15 protein-coding genes and 1 CRISPR repeat array are annotated in these 19,143 nt (G+C 38.0%); of the genes, 8 read left to right on the top strand and 7 right to left on the bottom strand.

Going from position 1 to position 19,143, the window contains the following annotated elements; translation table 11 throughout:
* Positions 1–228 precede the first annotated feature (228 nt).
* The 5 genes from ROY99_02880 to cas2 are packed head-to-tail and all read left to right on the top strand — an operon-like array spanning position 229 to position 2,749.
* Positions 229–528: a hypothetical protein gene (locus ROY99_02880; protein MDT3695308.1), complete on the top strand. Its 300-nt coding sequence runs from the start codon at positions 229–231 to the stop codon at positions 526–528.
* Entirely contained in the window at positions 488–733 is a 246-nt protein-coding gene (locus tag ROY99_02875; protein ID MDT3695307.1) for a hypothetical protein, read from the top strand. Before ROY99_02880 ends, ROY99_02875 begins: the two co-directional genes overlap by 41 nt.
* Positions 734–1,411, top strand: a complete 678-nt coding sequence (gene cas4 / locus ROY99_02870) for a CRISPR-associated protein Cas4 (GenBank protein MDT3695306.1) — start codon at positions 734–736, stop codon at positions 1,409–1,411. It abuts the gene before it with no gap.
* Entirely contained in the window at positions 1,408–2,451 is a 1,044-nt protein-coding gene (gene cas1c, locus ROY99_02865) for a type I-C CRISPR-associated endonuclease Cas1c (GenBank protein MDT3695305.1), read from the top strand. Before cas4 ends, cas1c begins: the two co-directional genes overlap by 4 nt.
* A gap of 7 nt (positions 2,452–2,458) precedes the next feature.
* Positions 2,459–2,749, top strand: coding sequence for a CRISPR-associated endonuclease Cas2 (gene cas2 / locus ROY99_02860; GenBank protein MDT3695304.1), 291 nt, complete (start codon positions 2,459–2,461; stop codon positions 2,747–2,749).
* A 163-nt stretch (positions 2,750–2,912) separates the two neighbouring features.
* A CRISPR array of direct repeats spans positions 2,913–7,683; the repeat unit is 32 nt; unit sequence GTCGCACGCCGTGTGCGTGCGTGGATTGAAAC.
* A 172-nt stretch (positions 7,684–7,855) separates the two neighbouring features.
* Here the strand turns inward: cas2 and ROY99_02855 are convergent.
* Positions 7,856–8,878, bottom strand: a complete 1,023-nt coding sequence (locus ROY99_02855; protein ID MDT3695303.1) for a serine hydrolase domain-containing protein — start codon at positions 8,876–8,878, stop codon at positions 7,856–7,858.
* 285 nt (positions 8,879–9,163) lie between these two features.
* Here ROY99_02855 and ROY99_02850 point away from each other — a divergent pair, with 285 nt between their 5' ends.
* Positions 9,164–9,688: an LOG family protein gene (locus ROY99_02850; GenBank protein ID MDT3695302.1), complete on the top strand. Its 525-nt coding sequence runs from the start codon at positions 9,164–9,166 to the stop codon at positions 9,686–9,688.
* On the opposite strand, the gene ROY99_02845 is transcribed toward ROY99_02850, so the two are convergent.
* The 4 genes from ROY99_02845 to ROY99_02830 all read right to left on the bottom strand — a co-directional run bounded on the left by ROY99_02845 (position 9,685) and on the right by ROY99_02830 (position 14,955).
* Positions 9,685–10,392: a class I SAM-dependent methyltransferase gene (locus tag ROY99_02845; GenBank protein MDT3695301.1), complete on the bottom strand. Its 708-nt coding sequence runs from the start codon at positions 10,390–10,392 to the stop codon at positions 9,685–9,687. The genes ROY99_02850 and ROY99_02845 overlap by 4 nt on opposite strands.
* Positions 10,382–11,446 (bottom strand): glycosyltransferase family 9 protein, encoded by a 1,065-nt coding sequence (locus ROY99_02840; protein MDT3695300.1) that lies wholly within the window; start codon positions 11,444–11,446, stop codon positions 10,382–10,384. Before ROY99_02840 ends, ROY99_02845 begins: the two co-directional genes overlap by 11 nt.
* A 151-nt stretch (positions 11,447–11,597) precedes the next feature.
* Positions 11,598–14,573, bottom strand: coding sequence for a DUF2723 domain-containing protein (locus ROY99_02835; GenBank protein ID MDT3695299.1), 2,976 nt, complete (start codon positions 14,571–14,573; stop codon positions 11,598–11,600).
* A 148-nt stretch (positions 14,574–14,721) separates the two neighbouring features.
* A complete protein-coding gene (locus ROY99_02830) occupies positions 14,722–14,955 on the bottom strand; it encodes a hypothetical protein (GenBank protein MDT3695298.1) in 234 nt (77 codons plus the stop codon).
* A gap of 264 nt (positions 14,956–15,219) precedes the next feature.
* Here ROY99_02830 and ROY99_02825 point away from each other — a divergent pair, with 264 nt between their 5' ends.
* Entirely contained in the window at positions 15,220–16,152 is a 933-nt protein-coding gene (locus ROY99_02825) for a hypothetical protein (GenBank protein MDT3695297.1), read from the top strand.
* Positions 16,149–16,451 carry a Dabb family protein gene (locus ROY99_02820; protein ID MDT3695296.1) on the top strand — a complete coding sequence of 101 codons (303 nt, stop codon included), beginning with the start codon at positions 16,149–16,151 and terminating at the stop codon, positions 16,449–16,451. The genes ROY99_02825 and ROY99_02820 overlap by 4 nt, the downstream gene beginning before the upstream one ends.
* 77 nt (positions 16,452–16,528) lie before the next feature.
* Here ROY99_02820 and ROY99_02815 read toward each other — a convergent pair whose 3' ends face one another.
* A complete protein-coding gene (locus ROY99_02815) occupies positions 16,529–17,449 on the bottom strand; it encodes a pirin family protein (protein ID MDT3695295.1) in 921 nt (306 codons plus the stop codon).
* Between the two features lie 167 nt (positions 17,450–17,616).
* Positions 17,617–19,089: a catalase gene (locus ROY99_02810; protein ID MDT3695294.1), complete on the bottom strand. Its 1,473-nt coding sequence runs from the start codon at positions 19,087–19,089 to the stop codon at positions 17,617–17,619.
* Between the last annotated feature and the right edge of the window lie 54 nt (positions 19,090–19,143).

Below are 19,143 nucleotides of genomic sequence, written 5' to 3'. Positions count from 1 at the left end.
TTTCTATATCGTCCCTATGGGACTTGTATTGTCTCAGCATTATTGATCTAGAAATATTTAGTCCCTATCGGGACAGGAGATAAAAGAATAAACTTATGAATAAATATTTCAACAATAATCCCGTTAGGGGGGAAATATAGCTCGAAGGAAAAACATTTTCGGAAACATTTAAGGTTGTTGATGTTGAATAACTTCTTAATGCTTTCTTAGTACTTTGAAAGGAATATTATGGCTGACATTAAACTTTTTGAACAAAGGAAAATTCGTTCTGAGTGGAACGAAAAAGAGCAAAAATGGTTTTTCGCAATTGTAGATGTAATTGCAATATTTACCAATAGTCCGAATCCTCAGGTTTACTGGCGTGTTCTGAAAAAACGCCTGAAAGAAGAAGGAAATGAAACCGTGACAAATTGTAACGCGTTGAAAATTAAGGCTGCTGATGGCAAAATGCGCCTTACTGATGTCAATCAGTTACTTGATATTTACAATGCTCGGCGAGGCATCTACAACAGAAATTGCAAAGAATAAAAATGCCCTGGGCTTCGATCAAAATAAACATGCAGCGATTGAAGGAGGAAGTGTTGCAGGAAGAGCAAGAAAAGATTTGGAGCGAAAGTCCGGTAGAAAGGTTGTAACAAATCAGAATTATAAATCTTTTCAGCTAAAATCCGAGCAGCCTCTGAATGAAACTGAAAAGCAAAAACGTCGTATTAAAAAAAGAAAAAACAAATAGATGTTCACAGAAGACGATTTTATAATGATCAGTGCATTACAGCACTATGTTTATTGCCCCCGCCAATGCGGACTGATACATGTTGATGATGTTTGGCAGGAAAATCTTTTTACTGTAAGAGGCGATATCTTACATCAAAAAGTTGATACCGATACTTATGAAACAAGAGGAAGTGTAAAAACAGTCCGCGGGTTAAGAATTCACTCATTTAAATATGGACTTGTCGGCAGGTGCGATGTTGTTGAATTCCATTCAAAGAAGTCCAAAAATAATTCCGGAATTATTACGGGAGCTTTGAATAAAGAGAAAGTACTGGATAACATAATTGTTTTACCTGTTGAATTTAAGTCAGGTGAACCAAAAGAAGATATCAGTGATAAAGTTCAGCTTTGTGCACAGGTATTTTGTTTAGAAGAAATGTTAAACACACAAATAAAAGAAGGGGCTTTCTTTTATGGAAAAATCCGAAGAAGAAACTTAATTGAAATAAATAATGAGCTTAGAACTCAAACCGAAAATATTATTTCGGCTGTAAGAAAAATTGTAGAATCAAAAATAATTCCGGCAGCCGTATATGAACAAAAATGCAGGAATTGTTCTCTTCAGACAATCTGTCAGCCAAAAGCCATGAATAAAACCAAACTGCAGAATTATATTAAGGAATTATATTCGATATGAAAAAACATCTTAACACGTTATACATCACTTCTGATGATGCATTTGTACATAAAGAGCGCGAAACATTTATTGTTGAATTAAAAGACTCGGAAGGAAACAGCAAAAAAGCATTTCAGGCTCCAATTCACACGATTGAAAATATTGTTTGTTTTGGTTTCAAAGCTCTTACTCCACAGCTTATGGCTTTCTGTGCGGAGAATAACGTAGGCGTAAGCTATCTTACAGAAACTGGAAAGTTCTTGGCAAAGGTTTATGGTGCGCAAAAAGGAAATGTCCTTCTTCGAAAAGCTCAATATGCAATATCAGATAACGAATTTGAATCACTGAAAATTGCAAAGCCAATAATTGCAGCTAAAGTTTCAAACTACAGATATCTTCTTTTACGCCATCAGCGTAATCATCCTGAAAATATTTCTGATGAAGTAATCAACTCTGCAGACATACTCGGCAGCAGATTAAAAAATATTAAAGAAGCAGAAACTCTTGACGAACTACGCGGTTATGAAGGAGAATGTGCAAATATATATTTCAATATTTTATCAGATTTAATTACATCTCAAAAAGAAGATTTTATATTTACCAAAAGATCAAAGCGTCCGCCTCTTGATCCAGCGAATGCGCTGCTCTCTTTTTTATATTCGATTCTTGCAAATGATGTACGCTCAGCGTTAGAAACGGTTGGTTTAGATCCGCAGGTCGGATTTCTTCATCAGCTTAGACCAGGAAGACCGAGCCTTGCACTGGATATTATGGAAGAGTTCAGAGCTTATCTTGGTGACCGGGTAATGCTGAACCTGATAAATCTTAAACAGGTAAACATAAGAGATTTTGAAATCAGGGAATCGGGCGAAGTAAGAATGTCTGATAATGCAAGAAAAGAATTGCTAACAGCATATCAAAAAAGAAAGCAGGAAGAAATCACTCATCCGTTTCTCGGCGAAAAGATGACAATAGGTTTACTGCCACACATACAAGCCCAATTGCTTGCAAGATATATCAGAGGCGATATGGAAAATTATCCACCATTTTATTTAAAGTGAGAATGTTATGATGGTAGTAGTAAGCTATGATGTTTCTACAACAACAAAAAGCGGTAAAAAGAGATTAAAAAAAGTAGCCGATACTTGTTTGAATTTTGGCATAAGAGCACAGAATTCTGTGTTTGAATGTATTATTGATCCGGCACAATGGGAAGTATTGAAAAACGAGTTATTAACAATATTTAAAGAAGATGAAGATAGTCTAAGGTTTTACTATCTCGGCTCCAATTATCAAAGACGAATTGAAAGCTTCGGAAAAAGTAAAAATCTTAATATTGACGACACATTAATTTTATGACTGCTAACCTAAGTGTACATAAAAATGCCGGGAGCTTAGCTCTTTGAAAATTTGATAGTTTAATGATTTATCTGTTAGAGCAGATAAAAATTAAAAATAAAGTGACCGGATAGCGAAAAACATTTTTTAAAACATTTATCTATAAACATTTAGATAAGTAACAGTCGCACGCCGTGTGCGTGCGTGGATTGAAACTTTGATATATGCGGATGACTACATAACTTGGAATGTCGCACGCCGTGTGCGTGCGTGGATTGAAACACACAGTTAAAAGAGCACAGATATGGAATAACAAGTCGCACGCCGTGTGCGTGCGTGGATTGAAACAAACTCAGTAACCTTAAGTAAAGCTGCAATCTGCGTCGCACGCCGTGTGCGTGCGTGGATTGAAACTCACCAAACTCTATTGAACCTGCGCCTTTTTTAGGTCGCACGCCGTGTGCGTGCGTGGATTGAAACTTCAAGGTCAGATTGTTCTAAATTATTTGCTTTGTCGCACGCCGTGTGCGTGCGTGGATTGAAACATCTTCTTGGTTATCAATACCTAAGATGCTTTGGTCGCACGCCGTGTGCGTGCGTGGATTGAAACCATTGACATCGCTGCAATGTGCCCATTGACTAAGGTCGCACGCCGTGTGCGTGCGTGGATTGAAACTTATAATCAAATTTAAACTCTTGTTTTGGTGATGGTCGCACGCCGTGTGCGTGCGTGGATTGAAACGCCTGTGTCAACGGCTTTGATTATAGGAACACCTGTCGCACGCCGTGTGCGTGCGTGGATTGAAACTCTAAAGCGTAACGAGTGGCATCTATTGTATTAGTCGCACGCCGTGTGCGTGCGTGGATTGAAACATAGTCGATATGAATTTTGTTATTCATTGCGATACGTCGCACGCCGTGTGCGTGCGTGGATTGAAACAATTTTATCTGGCGACAAAACAGAAAAATTAGTTGTCGCACGCCGTGTGCGTGCGTGGATTGAAACAGATGTCATCTCGGATTATCTTGACCCCGCCTGAGTCGCACGCCGTGTGCGTGCGTGGATTGAAACATAATAATCGGATCTGCTAAACCAAACTTATCTGTCGCACGCCGTGTGCGTGCGTGGATTGAAACAGCTTAGTTTGTTTTGATGCCGAATAGATTGCCTGTCGCACGCCGTGTGCGTGCGTGGATTGAAACCTATTGATATGGAAAAAATATGCAAAGAAAATAGTCGCACGCCGTGTGCGTGCGTGGATTGAAACCTTTTGCCTTAATGGCTTTAACAAGGTTTCCTAGTCGCACGCCGTGTGCGTGCGTGGATTGAAACTTTCGAACCAAATACCTCACTCTCAAAAAACTCCGTCGCACGCCGTGTGCGTGCGTGGATTGAAACTAATGTTCAGCGCAAATTATTTGCCACACCGTTGTCGCACGCCGTGTGCGTGCGTGGATTGAAACTTCCATAACCCTCTCCCTGGATAAGTCCTTGAGTGTCGCACGCCGTGTGCGTGCGTGGATTGAAACAAACAAAAAATAGGAATTAAAAAAGAAATGCTTGGTCGCACGCCGTGTGCGTGCGTGGATTGAAACAACAAACGGCACTCTTCCCCACCCCTTACCAATCGTCGCACGCCGTGTGCGTGCGTGGATTGAAACCAATGTATGTGCGGGAATGAATTTGAGACTTACCGTCGCACGCCGTGTGCGTGCGTGGATTGAAACGGATATTATAATGCGACAGAGCCAGAGACAGGCGGTCGCACGCCGTGTGCGTGCGTGGATTGAAACATCAAGCGTAAAGGATGATGGAAGTTTTGCAACGTCGCACGCCGTGTGCGTGCGTGGATTGAAACCTCAAGAATATCAATCGAAGTTTGATCCTGCTGCGTCGCACGCCGTGTGCGTGCGTGGATTGAAACGTAAAGAGTTGGATGAGATTGAATTAAAAGATTGTCGCACGCCGTGTGCGTGCGTGGATTGAAACATCTTTAGTGAGTGAGGTCGTCTCGAAAACTATCGTCGCACGCCGTGTGCGTGCGTGGATTGAAACAACTGATGGGGGAACTACTTGGAACCATGCTACGGTCGCACGCCGTGTGCGTGCGTGGATTGAAACCAAATGTGATGCTTATAAAGATTATGGCGGAAGGTCGCACGCCGTGTGCGTGCGTGGATTGAAACCTTATGTCGAGAACAGTTTCCCAGTTTGCCTTAGTCGCACGCCGTGTGCGTGCGTGGATTGAAACTTAGTCCGCCAATTACATACACTCTTGGTATAACGTCGCACGCCGTGTGCGTGCGTGGATTGAAACCTGGGTATTGTTTGGCTTGGGAACACTTGGCGTGTCGCACGCCGTGTGCGTGCGTGGATTGAAACGGGATTACGAAAGGAACTAAAATCATATAGCTTGGTCGCACGCCGTGTGCGTGCGTGGATTGAAACCGATTGATTGGATGTCATTCTTGTTGCCTGTTTGGTCGCACGCCGTGTGCGTGCGTGGATTGAAACATTGTCCGGTCAATCAAAAACTGCATCGCAAAAGTCGCACGCCGTGTGCGTGCGTGGATTGAAACGGGGAAGAAACTATCGGTCAGGAAATAACGGGCGGTCGCACGCCGTGTGCGTGCGTGGATTGAAACGGTTATGATGTTGGTAATAACAAAATATCCATATCGTCGCACGCCGTGTGCGTGCGTGGATTGAAACGCCAGACCTGCAAAGTCAAGTTTAAAATAAAACTGTCGCACGCCGTGTGCGTGCGTGGATTGAAACCCGGCAATCCGGGAAGCTAAAATGAAATAACAATGTCGCACGCCGTGTGCGTGCGTGGATTGAAACTCATAGACTTAGTATGTAATTAATACAGTTTTTAGTCGCACGCCGTGTGCGTGCGTGGATTGAAACTATCGCTCTTTCAATCTCATCAAATCGTTGTTGTGTCGCACGCCGTGTGCGTGCGTGGATTGAAACTTATATCAATATGGTTATAGTGGTTAGTAAGCTTGTGTCGCACGCCGTGTGCGTGCGTGGATTGAAACATTGTGGCTGCTCAAAATGATGTTACTGTTTACGGGTCGCACGCCGTGTGCGTGCGTGGATTGAAACAACAGGATTGAGATAAAAAAATGATTGATAAAAAGGTCGCACGCCGTGTGCGTGCGTGGATTGAAACTACGGCAATCCATCTGGGTTGAAATCTTTTGTGGAGTCGCACGCCGTGTGCGTGCGTGGATTGAAACGTTTATAAAATTATCATACGAAAAGAAAATACCGTCGCACGCCGTGTGCGTGCGTGGATTGAAACTGGCTAAAGTTGTAAATGCAACGGTTGAATCATGTCGCACGCCGTGTGCGTGCGTGGATTGAAACAAAATCTAATATATTGCGATAATAATCTTCTGCAAGTCGCACGCCGTGTGCGTGCGTGGATTGAAACAACTATTTTTTTTTCAGGTTTTATTTTGCCAATGAGTCGCACGCCGTGTGCGTGCGTGGATTGAAACCGATGTTTGATGCTAAAACTGATATACTCGGTAAGTCGCACGCCGTGTGCGTGCGTGGATTGAAACCCGTTGCCTGCACAAAAATTTGTAACCCATCTAAGTCGCACGCCGTGTGCGTGCGTGGATTGAAACCTTTTTAGGCATTTTTAATATATATTTATTGTTGTCGCACGCCGTGTGCGTGCGTGGATTGAAACAATTTCAAACTCAAAAAAATGTTTGGGAGTTTTGTCGCACGCCGTGTGCGTGCGTGGATTGAAACAATCTCTGTAGATAAAATAACCGAGCTTGAAAAAGTCGCACGCCGTGTGCGTGCGTGGATTGAAACATATCCACTTACTGGTGGAGGAAATCTTACAGCGTCGCACGCCGTGTGCGTGCGTGGATTGAAACATCTATTTACAATAACTTTACTTCTGGATGGGCTGTCGCACGCCGTGTGCGTGCGTGGATTGAAACTTGAATCAGTTTTAACAATAGATCTATGTATAAAAGTCGCACGCCGTGTGCGTGCGTGGATTGAAACAATCAACAACACAATCATTGCAAGAAATGGTTATGGTCGCACGCCGTGTGCGTGCGTTGATTGAAACGGATAAGATTATATCATCAATATATATTCTATCGTCGCACGCCGTGTGCGTGCGTGGATTGAAACTGTTGCTATCTACCTGTTTATAATCACCTGATGAGTCGCACGCCGTGTGCGTGCGTGGATTGAAACCTTGTCCGTTGCCGAACTGTCATAATTGAAATCGTCGCACGCCGTGTGCGTGCGTGGATTGAAACCGTAAGTTTTGCCCAAGTTGAAAAAAATATTGCGTCGCACGCCGTGTGCGTGCGTGGATTGAAACACTTGCAACGGCAAAATTTAAGGGACCTGATATGTCGCACGCCGTGTGCGTGCGTGGATTGAAACAGGATACGAAGATAAATATGGTATATCCTTTATGTCGCACGCCGTGTGCGTGCGTGGATTGAAACCATACCAATCAGTAGCAAACACTTGAGTAGCTAGTCGCACGCCGTGTGCGTGCGTGGATTGAAACATCAAACGGCTTTGCTTAAGACAGATAAAAATATGTCGCACGCCGTGTGCGTGCGTGGATTGAAACATTAACCACCAAACGCCGTGGTAATGGTAATGACAGTCGCACGCCGTGTGCGTGCGTGGATTGAAACAATCTCTGTAGATAAAATAACCGAGCTTGAAAAGTCGCACGCCGTGTGCGTGCGTGGATTGAAACAGAATTATATGCTTGGCTTGATGCAACGTAACGTGGGTCGCACGCCGTGTGCGTGCGTGGATTGAAACATCCATCATATTACTGTCCGTATTTTACCCACGTCGCACGCCGTGTGCGTGCGTGGATTGAAACTTATGAAAGATAATGGAAAGGGAAAACAAATGAAGTCGCACGCCGTGTGCGTGCGTGGATTGAAACTGAAATAATCACCCAAATAATATGCTTAACATAACTTACTTTTAATATTCAAAAAATCCCGATGAAACATGAAAAACAAAAAACAACCCAGCATTATGGACTTGTTGAAGTATGATAGTTGAATTAATTATCACAAAGAAGTTTAATTATAACACAAATAAATCTACGCTGTTTACTCGCCGTAAATATCGCTTAAAAATTCAAACAAAGTTTTACCCTTTGAGATACCTTGCAGTTTTATATTTAAATCTGTCATTATCTCATTAAATGCTGCCGAAACCCTGTCATCATCACTATTTGAAAACAACACTACCATAAATCTTTTTGCGGGATTGTGGTAAACAATGTTATGAAATCCTGTGCTTTCACCAGAATGAAAACAAGCTGTGCTTCCATCAGTTTCGTTTGCTATAAACCATCCGTAGCCATAGCCGAGACCCTTTTTAATAATTGCGTGCGGCTTTAACGGATTAAGTAAATCATTATCAAATTGCTTATCCCATAACGATTGAATCCACTTTTGATATTCATTCAAAGAAGTATAAACCGAGCCATCACCCATTGTAGCACTGGTAATACTTTGGTCAGCAAAAATCCATTTATTATCTTTTAAATGATAACCATAAGCCCGATTAAAAATCTCCTTATCCTTTTCGTAAATAACCGCATGTTTCATATCAAGCGGAGTGAAAATATTTTCCCGGATAAATTCAGGATACGAAAGTCCGGATACTTTTTCTACTATTTGTGTAAGCAGACAAAAAGCTGTGTTGCTGTACTTAAATTTTGAACCCGGCTTAAAATACAGACTGTCTGATTTTCCTATAAGCTGTAAAACATCTGCATCCGAAATCTGTTCTTTCTGATCTTTTGGAATCAATGATTCATAATCTGCAATACCGGAAGTATGAGTAAGCAGTTGTTTGATGGTTATCTTCTCAGCAAAATTTGGCAAGGAAGGAATATACTTTATCACAGCATCGTTTATATTAAGTTTATTTTGGCTTTGAAGGATCAGAATACACATAGCAGTAAATTGTTTACTTACAGATGCCATTCTGAAATGAGTCTCGGTTGAAATTATTTCTTTGCTGTCAATATCTGCCAGACCATATCCTTTATTGAATGTAACTTTATTATCTTGAACGATAAGCAAAGCTGCCCCGGGAATCTCTTCGGGATATAGTTTTTTCATCAGATTATCAAGACTATCATAGCTAATTTGATTTTGACTTAGTACTGTACTCATTAAAAATAAAAGAAAAACTAAAACCATTATTTTTATTCTTGTAAAGATATTTTTTCTGTTAATGATAAACACACTCCTTTTGCTTTTTTAATAATCTGAAAAAATCAGACTAGTTGAAAAATATAAATCGGTATTCAATTATAAAAGCTGTCATAATTTAAATGTAATTTTTGAACTTAATCCATAAATTGAATTTTATAAAATCTGTTTTTAAAAGACGCGGGAAAAATTATGAACAAAACAATCACAATTTTCGGAAGTGCAATTCCTGTCGAAAGTGATGCACAGTATAAATTTGCTTATGAGCTTAGTACTGCTTTAACTAAAGCGGGGTTTAATATTTGTAACGGCGGTAATAAAGGCATAATGGAAGCAGTTTCAAAAGGAGCTTATGATAATAATGGAAAGATTTATGGGGTTACTGTTGATCTTTGGAGCGTTAAGCCAAATTCTTATATAACTGTTGAAGTTAAAGAAAAAAAATTATTTGATAGAATTGCCAAACTTATTGAACTGGGCGATGCTTATGTTATTCTTCAGGGCGGAACAGGAACATTGTTGGAGTTTGCCGCTGTTTGGGAGTATGCAAACAAAAATCTTCAGAAGCATAAGCCGATTGTTTGTCATTCTAAAATGTGGAAAGTAATTTCGGATGTAATAAACGAACAGCTGAAATCAGAAAACCGTAATACAGATTTGGTTAAATACTGCGGCTCTGTTACAGAAATTGTTGAGTATTTAATAAAGACAGTTTAATCTTTTCTCAGAACAAATGTGGTCTTATCTCTTGTAGCAAATAGAACCGCTTTAACTTTATCATAAAATCTTTTAGACTTAATTTCTTTTAACCAGGTTTTTAAATAACCGGATTCTTTATAATATAAAACAGACAACCTGTGATATGAAAAAGATTTTTTCAGTTCAGATTTAGAAAATGAAAACGGATGCCCTTTGTCAATCTTAAGTAACTCAATAACGCTTCTGATAAACTTTCCCCAAATGTGATAGGTATTCTGCCGGAAATAAATTATACCGCCGGGTTTAGTTACCCGCTGTATTTGAGTAAACACTTTTTCCGGATCTTCGCAGTGATCAAGTACATTATCCATAATAATCAGGTTAAAAAAATTATTCTCAAAAGGAATTTCCTCTGCCTTGATGTTAAAATATTTAACCTGCTTATCTCTTATCCGGGTAAATTTTTCTATTGATGAATAAATATCTTCAAGAGGATCAACTGCAAAACGATAACTGCTTTTCAAATAAGTTATTATTCCGGCAGCGCCGCTTCCGATTTCGAGTATGTGTGTATCTGATTCAATTTTAAGATACGGTTGTAAGATTGCCAGCATATCATTTGCAAATCTTTCGTAAAACTCCAAATCAAGTTCGTAGGCTTTTGAAGTCCACCAGTTTTTTTCGTAATGCTGAGCGAGATCCCATCTTTTTTTATCCTTCATTTATAAGCTCTTTAACTTTGTTTAATACCATATCAACACTCAGTTCTTTAATGCATTTAAATTTTACATCAGTTCTGGAACAAGTAAGCGGTTTTGGCGAATAAAAAAAACAAGGCGAACATTCCAGATATAATGAAGCTATTTTGTATTCAGTTTTCCATGGATGAATGTAATATTCGTTTGTTGGACCAATAATTGCGACAATCCTTAAACCAAGAGCAGAAGCAATGTGCATCAAAGCCGAATCGTTAGTAACAAAAACATCGCTTCGTTTCATTATTGCAATGCTTTGTAAAAATCTTTCTGTCTTAACTACAAAAGAATTTTCCGAGTCTGTCATTTTTTTGATAGATTCTTTTAACTGATCTTCTTCGGGTCCGCCGAATAAAAGTATTTTGGCGTTTTTATCTTGAATCAATCTTTTACCAAGCTGTGCAAACTTTTCTGGCTCCCATCTTCGTTTGATATGATTTTTTAATGTTGCACAGCCGGGATGAAAGCCTACAACAAAATCATTTTCGGCAATATTATTTTCTTTAAGATAATTTTCTGCAAACCCGATATCATCTTCGGAAGGAAAAATCTGCAATGCAGGCGCCTCATCAAAATTTTTATTTAACAGTTTTTCAATCAGCTTGATATTTGTTTGGACGTTGTGTGTCTGATCGTTTTCTAAAACTGTTACGTTGTTAAGCCATCCAAGGTCCTGAAAGTTCATCCGTAAATATTTAACCCCAGCCCTTTGTTTAGCCCCAATCAGAAAATTTATAATGTTGTATTCTTTTCTGTTTGAAGGATAAACATTTATAGCTGCGTCATATTTTTTTCTTAACGAAAGAATAAACTTTAGTGATTTTAAAAAACCCTCTTTAAGAAAATCAAAATGAATTACATTGTTAAGAGCAGGATTACTTTGATAGATATCTTTAGTTCCTTTAAACATTACAAGCGCATCTATCTGTGCTGAAGGAAGAGCCTGGCGGAGCAGTTTTAATGCAGGCGTAAACATTAGTGCGTCCCCAATTCCTGATAATGCAAGAACTAATACTTTCATAGCTGGTTGATATTTCTAATACTGTCGGTAAAAAATATAGTCATTTGTGTAACATACAGCATGACGAAGATAGATAATTAATTTTATGTCACGCTTAGACAAGCTAAGCGTGACATTTCGGTTTTCAGAATAGCTAAAATAAAAAATCTCTTTATTGCGTAGTTTTACTTGTATCTGGTTTTCCCTGAACAAGATTTCTGTATTTTTCTATGTTTGCCCGCACATTCGGATCTTGTGGATATTTAACCCCAAGCGCTTGCCAGAGTTCTAAGAGCTTATCGTTTTTGCCCTGTGTTTCGTAAATATCAAACAGTATCCGATAAGGATTGTAATATGACTGAACATCATCAGGATTGGAATTAAGTTTTGCAACTGCTTGTTTCTCTACATCAGAAATAAACAGATCATATTTGTCCCTTGCACCGGCACGTAAATACAGATTACTGATTTCGTATAATAATCCAAACTCCATCGGAATAAGTTTGTTCGGTAGTTTTTCATCCATTGTATTCAGGGTATTTACAGCAAGATCGTTTTGTCCTTTTCCAAGATAATAAAGTGTTAATCTTAAAAATGCATTCCTATAATTCTGAACCATCCGTTTGTGGTTGTCATCAAAGAAAATGTTCGGATCATTTAATCCCCGGAATTTAAATCCCGGCTGATATTCTTTACTATATCCGACTGCTTCAGTTAGGTTTGCTTTTAAAATGTTTGGTTCGATAAACTCATCATTAGCAGAGCGCTTTTCCGGCACAAAGCGAAAAGCCATTCCTTCCATTCTTAAATAGTTGCCCAAACCTATTTTACTGTCTTCTGAACAGGTAACTGCAAAATAAATTGGTCTTTCCCAGTTATTAGCCTCAACAATTTCTTTAACCATCAGGTCCTGCACTCGTACTGCTTTAATGTTGCCGTAATTTAATGTCGGGTTCATTGTCCAGCTAAGCTCGCCTTGCTTTAATACCGAAGTATCTTTTAATCCAAATTGCTGAATTATATCCGCAAAAGAAGTTTCGGCAGAGGATTTTGGCGGTTGGATAGTTAGATTTTTAGGAGACCACTGAATTGGTCTAAGCTGATTTATCTGCTCATCGGTTAAACGCATTTTAACGGTTCCTACTTTGTAAGGATCGTTATTCTTAAGCTGTTTGATATACCAATTAGTATTTAACAAACTAAGATTTGCAACTTTTACGTCTCTTCTTACGCCTTCAACATCCTGCAGGTACCATAATGGAAATGTATCATTATCACCATTTGTAAACAGAACAGAGTTGGGTGCGCAGCTTTGCAATAAGTTATATGAATAATCCCACGGAACCCAATTGTTAGATCTATCGTGTGTAAAATAATTTGCCTGTAACATTCTTACTGGTACAAAAACAATTCCCAAAGCAAGTACACCATAAGCGGCAGCATTTCTTATAGAGACTTTTTTTATTCTTTCAGCAATAAGATCAATTAATCCGCGGATACCAATAGCAATCCATATTCCATAGACAAAAAAAGCTCCGACATAAAAATAATCTCTTTCTCTTGGCTGCGGCTGCTGCTGGTTTTGATAGAATGCAGTTAAATGCCCCATCAGTATAAACATAATTATAAAAACACTTGCCATTTTCCAGTCTTTACGGAAATGAAAGTATATTCCTATTAAGCCCAGTAGAAACGGAATCCCGAATAATGAATCTTTTGTTTCACCTCCAAAGTGAACTCCGATTATTTTGCCTATAATATTTCCGAGATCATTAAATGGTGCAATATTAGCTCCTTGATCTTGTTCCCAGCCTTCTCTGCCTGCAAAATTCCATAACAGGTACCTTGTCATCATGTGTTCCATCTGATAAGTATAAAAGAAATCTAAATCAGATGAATAGTTTGTGTAAACAACCTGCTGATGTGGTTCAGTTGCAAATCTTCTTTTAAATGTTGGAAAGTCCCCGTATTGTTCACGGTTAAGATATTTTTCCAGCTCAGTAAAAGTATTAGGATCGTTTTCATTCATTGGTGGATTTTGATTTGAGCGGATGATAACCATTGCAAAAGTTATAAATCCAATCAGAATAAAAATTGCAGACATAAACACAAGATGTAACGTTGGCTTGGATCTCCTTTTTGTGTAGTAAACTCCGTAGCCCAGTGCAGCAAAGATTGCTAAAAGAACAAAGATCTCAACAGCAAGATTATCTCCTCCGATAAATATCATTATTGCGGGCAGGAACTTTACTACACCCGGATAGGTAGCAAATAATGCAATACCACCGATGATAATAGGCATATAGAATGAATTTCTGTTGAAGATTTTTTTCCAGAAGACTCCCATAATTATTACACTTACTGCCACCACAAACATTTTAAATTTATTGTCAAAAGCCAGATATTCTTCGATAGTTGGAGCAGATTGGCTTTTTTCGCCCGCCCACCAGACAATTGCAATTAAAAGAATAATAGCAGAATGAGCGATAAAAATATAACCTGTTTTTTTAAGAGTCTCTTCATCATTAACATATTTTTTAAACATAATTATCATAACAACAGGTACTGCGGCAAGAACAGCCATTAAGTGAACGCCGGTTGCAAGTCCGAGTAAATATGCGATCATTAAAATATATTTTTCACTGTCTTTATTATCCGGCTTTTCATTCCATCTTATAATTAAATATGTAACTGCACCAAAAAGAAAAGTACTGAATGCATAAACTTCTGCCTCAACACCATTAAACCAGAAAGTATCACTGAATGAAAATGCAAGTGCACCGATTCCTGCAGAAACATAAGTAGTTACGGCATCAAAAAGATTATCTGCTTTTTTGCCTTTATAATTTTCAATCAGTTTAACAGCAATTAAATATAAAAACAATATTGACAATGCTGATGAAAGCACGGAGATCATATTTACTCTGTAACCGAGATTTTCTCCGATTGGTAATTTGGAAAAAATATTACCGAGAATTAAAAAGAAAGGTGTTCCCGGAGGATGTGGCACCTGAAGTGAAACAGATGCAGCTATAAATTCTCCGCAATCCCAAAAGGAAACCGATGGCTGCACAGTTGAGAACAATACGAAAAACGAAATTAAGAAAACAATTCCTGCAATAATTTTATTAAGCAGATTGAAATTCATTATTACCTCTGATTAGAATAAACTAAAAATTAAATTGCCGCATATCAGCATTGAACAAGGCATTGAAGAATATTCTTTTTATATTGAACAAAACCGAAGAACGGTAAAAAATATTTTGAAAATAAAATTAAATACGATTTTTAGACGATTAGCTTCCGGATTCGTTGCTTTTCTTGAATAAATGATCATATTTTGATTTATCCGCAGGCTGAAAGTATTTATCGTAAAGTTCTTTTAACCTTTTCATAGAAACAGTATCAAAATCCTCATCGTCTTTTTGCCGTTTAACAAACATTTTATAATCCTCCAGTTCCTTTCTTTCCATTCTGGATTCAAATTTTTTAAGATAATCCAGATATTTTTGTTGGTCTCTGAAAGCCATTGAGGTTATCCTTTAGTTATACAAGCAAAATAATCAGCACAAAAAATAAGCAATCTTTATATGTTATAAAATAAATTAAACAACAAATTTTACTCTCCACCACAGGCATATAAGTTACTGATCGAAAAAAATCTATATAAAAAGTTAGGCGAAAGGTGGATTTAAAATGAGAATTAATGAAATTTTTAATCTTTCGTTCGGGTTACACATTGTTGTTAGCAGCGATTAACATTAAGTTTGATATGCACTTTTTCAGGAGAAAAAATGAAATGCTTGACTCACCTACTTATGTTAGTTTTACTAACGATTTCACTAAACGCACAAGAAACACAAATCAGAAGAATTGCATTACTGCCGTTAACTTCGATTGATGTGGATTATGCTTCAATGCAGACCTCAGAATCAATTCTACGAATGGAATTGGGAAATAAAGAAAATATTAATCTTATTTCTAAAAATAAAACCTTGTCTGTCATGGGTGAGAAAATCTGTGATGATGAAGAATGTGCACAGGATATCGGCGGGAAATTAGAAGCCTCTGAAGTGTTGATTTGTAAACTTAATCGCCTTGGGGAAAAAATTATAGTGCAGTATCAGTTGATTAATGTTGAATCCGGCAAAATAATTTTATCTGAAAGAGCAACATCTGTAAGTCTCGAAGATCTTGATGCGGTGATGAAAAGAGTTGCTATCAGCGTTTCGAGATTAAGCCCTTTTGATGCAAATCAAGAAGTAGGAAATATTGTTCAACAAGAATCAATGGAAACCTTAAGAAGAAAAGCACGATATAATTTTGGTGTTGGATTCGGATATTTGTTTCCTACTCAAGGCTATGATGAGAGTCGTGATAGGTCTTTTACAATTAATGCATACTTTGATTATGAATTGCAGGATTTATCAGCCGGGTTAATGATTGGTGCAAGAAAAGGATTTGCAATAAATATTTATGCAAATTATTTGTTTACAAGAACTGACGTTTGCCCGTATGCTGGTGCATCATTAGGATTTCATTGGGTTGCACATGAAGGAATATTTTATGCAAACAACAAAGATGAAGATGGGGTTGAGCTTGGATTAAAGGGCGGAGTCAGATTATTTCACACATACAATTTTCAGATTTTTATACAGGGCGAGTATATAATGACTTTTAATGATTATAATGATAAAGCAATAATATTTACAATTGGAATCTTATGATAAAGCATATTGTGTTTTGGCGTCTAAATGATAGCGCCTATGGAAATGACAAACAGATAAATGCAGAAATCTTAAAAGAGAAAATACTGGCTCTGAAGTCTAAAGTAGATGGATTGATAAAAATAGAAGTTGGATTTGATTTCAGCAGTGAAAAAGACTCCTGTGATGTTGTATTGTATTCTGAGTTTACAACTAAAGATGCATTGCACCAATATCAAATACATCCAGATCATCAGGAAATAAAGAAATGGCTTGGTGAAGTCAGATATGAGCGCAGAGTAGTTGATTACGAAATTTAATTGTTAAAGTTCTTGATATATACAGCAGATTCAATAAAAAATTTTTGCGCTGCCTCAGTTCTAAAAAAAGATAGTTTTTACGAAAGGGGTTCCGGCGGCGGTATCTTGCTGCCTGACGAATAAAGACGATCTTCAGGAAGAGATACGAATTCTTTATTATCATTTGGCGGTAGGATTATCCTCCCTGCTTTCCAATCATTTTTAGCCTGCTCAATACGCTCCTTACTTGATGATACAAAATTCCACCAGATAAAGCGCTCTCCCAGAGGTTCGCCTCCTAACAGCATCAGTTCTGCCCTTTCTTTTGCATAGATGATCGGGTCTTCATTCTTTGAGAAAACAATCATTTGGTTCTGTGTAAAAATTTGACCGGATAATTCCAGACTTCCTTTTGCGATGTATATAGCTCGTTCAGTGTAACCTGATGGTAAGTTCATATCTGTATCTTTTTCCAGCTTAACATGTATGTAAAACATAGGAGAATGTATTTTAACTCCGCTGTTTAATCCAAAAGCACTCCCAGCAATCAGTCTCATCCAAATTCCTTTATCAGTAAAGAAAGCTAATTGTTCAGGTTTGTAATTAAAAAAAGTTGGATCGATTTCTTCATTTTCTTTTGGTAAAGCCACCCATGTTTGCAGCATTTCCAGACTTTCTCTTTTTAGCAGTTCAGGATCTTCGAACCGTTCGGAATGTGCAATACCTCTTCCTGCTGTCATCCAATTGACTTCGCCTGGTTTTATTATTTGCTCAACACCTAATCCGTCGCGGTGGGTAACATTTCCGCTGAATAAATAGGTAACTGTAGAAAGTCCGATATGAGGATGCGGCAGTACATCCAGTGAAGCAATCTCTGAGGGAAATTTATTTATTGGACCAGCATGATCCATAAAAATAAAAGGACCAACCATTCTCTTTTGCCGGAAAGGAAGTATTCTGCGAACACTTAAATGCTCACTGATTAGTGCTTCCCTGGCTTGGATAATCAACTCAGGCATAAAAAATTTTCCTTATTTGCACAGATAACCAAAAAAGAAACCTCTGAAAAATTTACCAGCAATTGAGGAAGCAGCAACAATCATTATCAATAGTTACAACTGAATTTCTTCAGAAGTTTCTTTACGGTTTAAGTTAACACTTTTATGATCTGAATATTTTCCTATACTTATTTCAAATCAATTTTATTTATGTCTATTCCTAAAGCAGCCGCTACTCCTTTACCGTAATTCGGATCGGCTTTATAACAATTCTTAATATGTCTTTCCTGAACAAACTTTTCTGCACCGCCAACTTCTGCAGCTGTATTTTTAAACAATGCTTCTTGCTGTTTTTCATTCATCAGACGGAATAAATTTCCAGGTTGTGTATAATAATCGTTGTCATCCTCTCTGAAATCATAATGATCAGCATCACCATATAAACTTAAAGCAGGGTCAGTATAATCTTTTTGTTCTTCCCATTGATTATAACTATTCGGAAAGTAGTGCAATGTTCCGCCTTCATTACCATCTATCCGCATTGCTCCATCTCGCGAAGAATTATGAAACGGACATTTAGGTTTGTTAACCGGGATTTGATAATGATTTACACCCAATCTATATCGCTGAGCGTCTCCATAAGAAAATAATCTTGCCTGTAACATTTTATCCGGTGAAAATCCAATGCCGGGCACTACATTAGCAGGATTAAAAGCAGCTTGTTCTACATCTGCAAAATAATTTTCGGGATTTCTATTCAGTTCCAATACTCCAACATCAATAAGTGGATAATCAGAATGCGGCCAAACTTTTGTTAAATCAAAAGGATTAAAATGGCACTTCTTTGCTTGTTCTTCAGTCATTAGTTGAATTTTCATTTTCCAACGCGGAAAGTCTCCCCTTTCAATCGCATTGAACAGATCTCTTTGGTGGCTTTCTCTGTCTTTTCCTATAATTGCAGCAGCTTCTTCGTTTGTAAGATTTTGAATTCCCTGCTCGGTTTTAAAATGAAATTTAACCCACACTCTTTCATTTTTAGAATTTATTAGGCTGAAAGTGTGGCTGCCATATCCATTCATATGACGATATGATTTAGGAATTCCTCTTTCGCTCATAGTAATTGTAATCTGATGCAATGCTTCCGGAAGCAATGTCCAAAAATCCCAATTGTGGTTGGCACTTCGTAGATTAGTTTTAGGGTCACGCTTTACTGCTTTATTTAAATCAGGGAAACGATAAGGATCTCGTAAGAAGAAAACAGGAGTATTATTACCTGTTAAGTCCCAATTTCCTTCCTCAGTATAAAACTTCATTGCAAAGCCGCGGATATCTCTTTCGGCATCAGCAGCGCCTCTTTCTCCGGCAACGGTTGAGAATCTGACAAATACCTCAGTTTCTTTTCCGATTTTAGAAAACAGTTTAGCTTTTGTGTACTTTGTAATATCGTTAGTTACAGTAAATTTTCCGAATGCACCAGAGCCTTTTGCATGCATTCGTCTTTCGGGAATTACTTCCCTGTCGAAATGAGCCAGCTTTTCCAGGAACCAAAAATCTTCTAACAGCATAGGTCCTCTTTTGCCTGCTGTTTTTACATTTTGATTTTCAGCAATTGGTCTTCCTGAAACTGAAAACAGTTTTTTCTTTTTGTCTTGATTAGCCATAATACTTTACCTTTCTATTTTTATTTTTCAAAATAGTAAAATTATTTGATAATA

This window comes from Ignavibacterium sp. (genome assembly GCA_032027145.1).
GTDB lineage: Bacteria > Bacteroidota > Ignavibacteria > Ignavibacteriales > Ignavibacteriaceae > IGN3.
This window is presented reverse-complemented; position numbering and strand designations above follow the sequence as displayed.

Coding starts and splice junctions, on each gene's coding strand:
- ROY99_02830 (MDT3695298.1), bottom strand. CDS start 14,955: ATGGCTTTCAGAGACCAACAAAAATATCTGGATTATCTTAAAAAATTT.
- ROY99_02845 (MDT3695301.1), bottom strand. CDS start 10,392: ATGAAGGATAAAAAAAGATGGGATCTCGCTCAGCATTACGAAAAAAAC.
- cas1c (MDT3695305.1), top strand. CDS start 1,408: ATGAAAAAACATCTTAACACGTTATACATCACTTCTGATGATGCATTT.
- ROY99_02825 (MDT3695297.1), top strand. CDS start 15,220: ATGAAATGCTTGACTCACCTACTTATGTTAGTTTTACTAACGATTTCA.
- ROY99_02810 (MDT3695294.1), bottom strand. CDS start 19,089: ATGGCTAATCAAGACAAAAAGAAAAAACTGTTTTCAGTTTCAGGAAGA.
- ROY99_02840 (MDT3695300.1), bottom strand. CDS start 11,446: ATGAAAGTATTAGTTCTTGCATTATCAGGAATTGGGGACGCACTAATG.
- ROY99_02880 (MDT3695308.1), top strand. CDS start 229: ATGGCTGACATTAAACTTTTTGAACAAAGGAAAATTCGTTCTGAGTGG.
- ROY99_02815 (MDT3695295.1), bottom strand. CDS start 17,449: ATGCCTGAGTTGATTATCCAAGCCAGGGAAGCACTAATCAGTGAGCAT.
- ROY99_02820 (MDT3695296.1), top strand. CDS start 16,149: ATGATAAAGCATATTGTGTTTTGGCGTCTAAATGATAGCGCCTATGGA.
- ROY99_02850 (MDT3695302.1), top strand. CDS start 9,164: ATGAACAAAACAATCACAATTTTCGGAAGTGCAATTCCTGTCGAAAGT.
- ROY99_02855 (MDT3695303.1), bottom strand. CDS start 8,878: ATGAAAAAACTATATCCCGAAGAGATTCCCGGGGCAGCTTTGCTTATC.
- ROY99_02875 (MDT3695307.1), top strand. CDS start 488: ATGCTCGGCGAGGCATCTACAACAGAAATTGCAAAGAATAAAAATGCC.
- cas2 (MDT3695304.1), top strand. CDS start 2,459: ATGATGGTAGTAGTAAGCTATGATGTTTCTACAACAACAAAAAGCGGT.
- cas4 (MDT3695306.1), top strand. CDS start 734: ATGTTCACAGAAGACGATTTTATAATGATCAGTGCATTACAGCACTAT.
- ROY99_02835 (MDT3695299.1), bottom strand. CDS start 14,573: ATGAATTTCAATCTGCTTAATAAAATTATTGCAGGAATTGTTTTCTTA.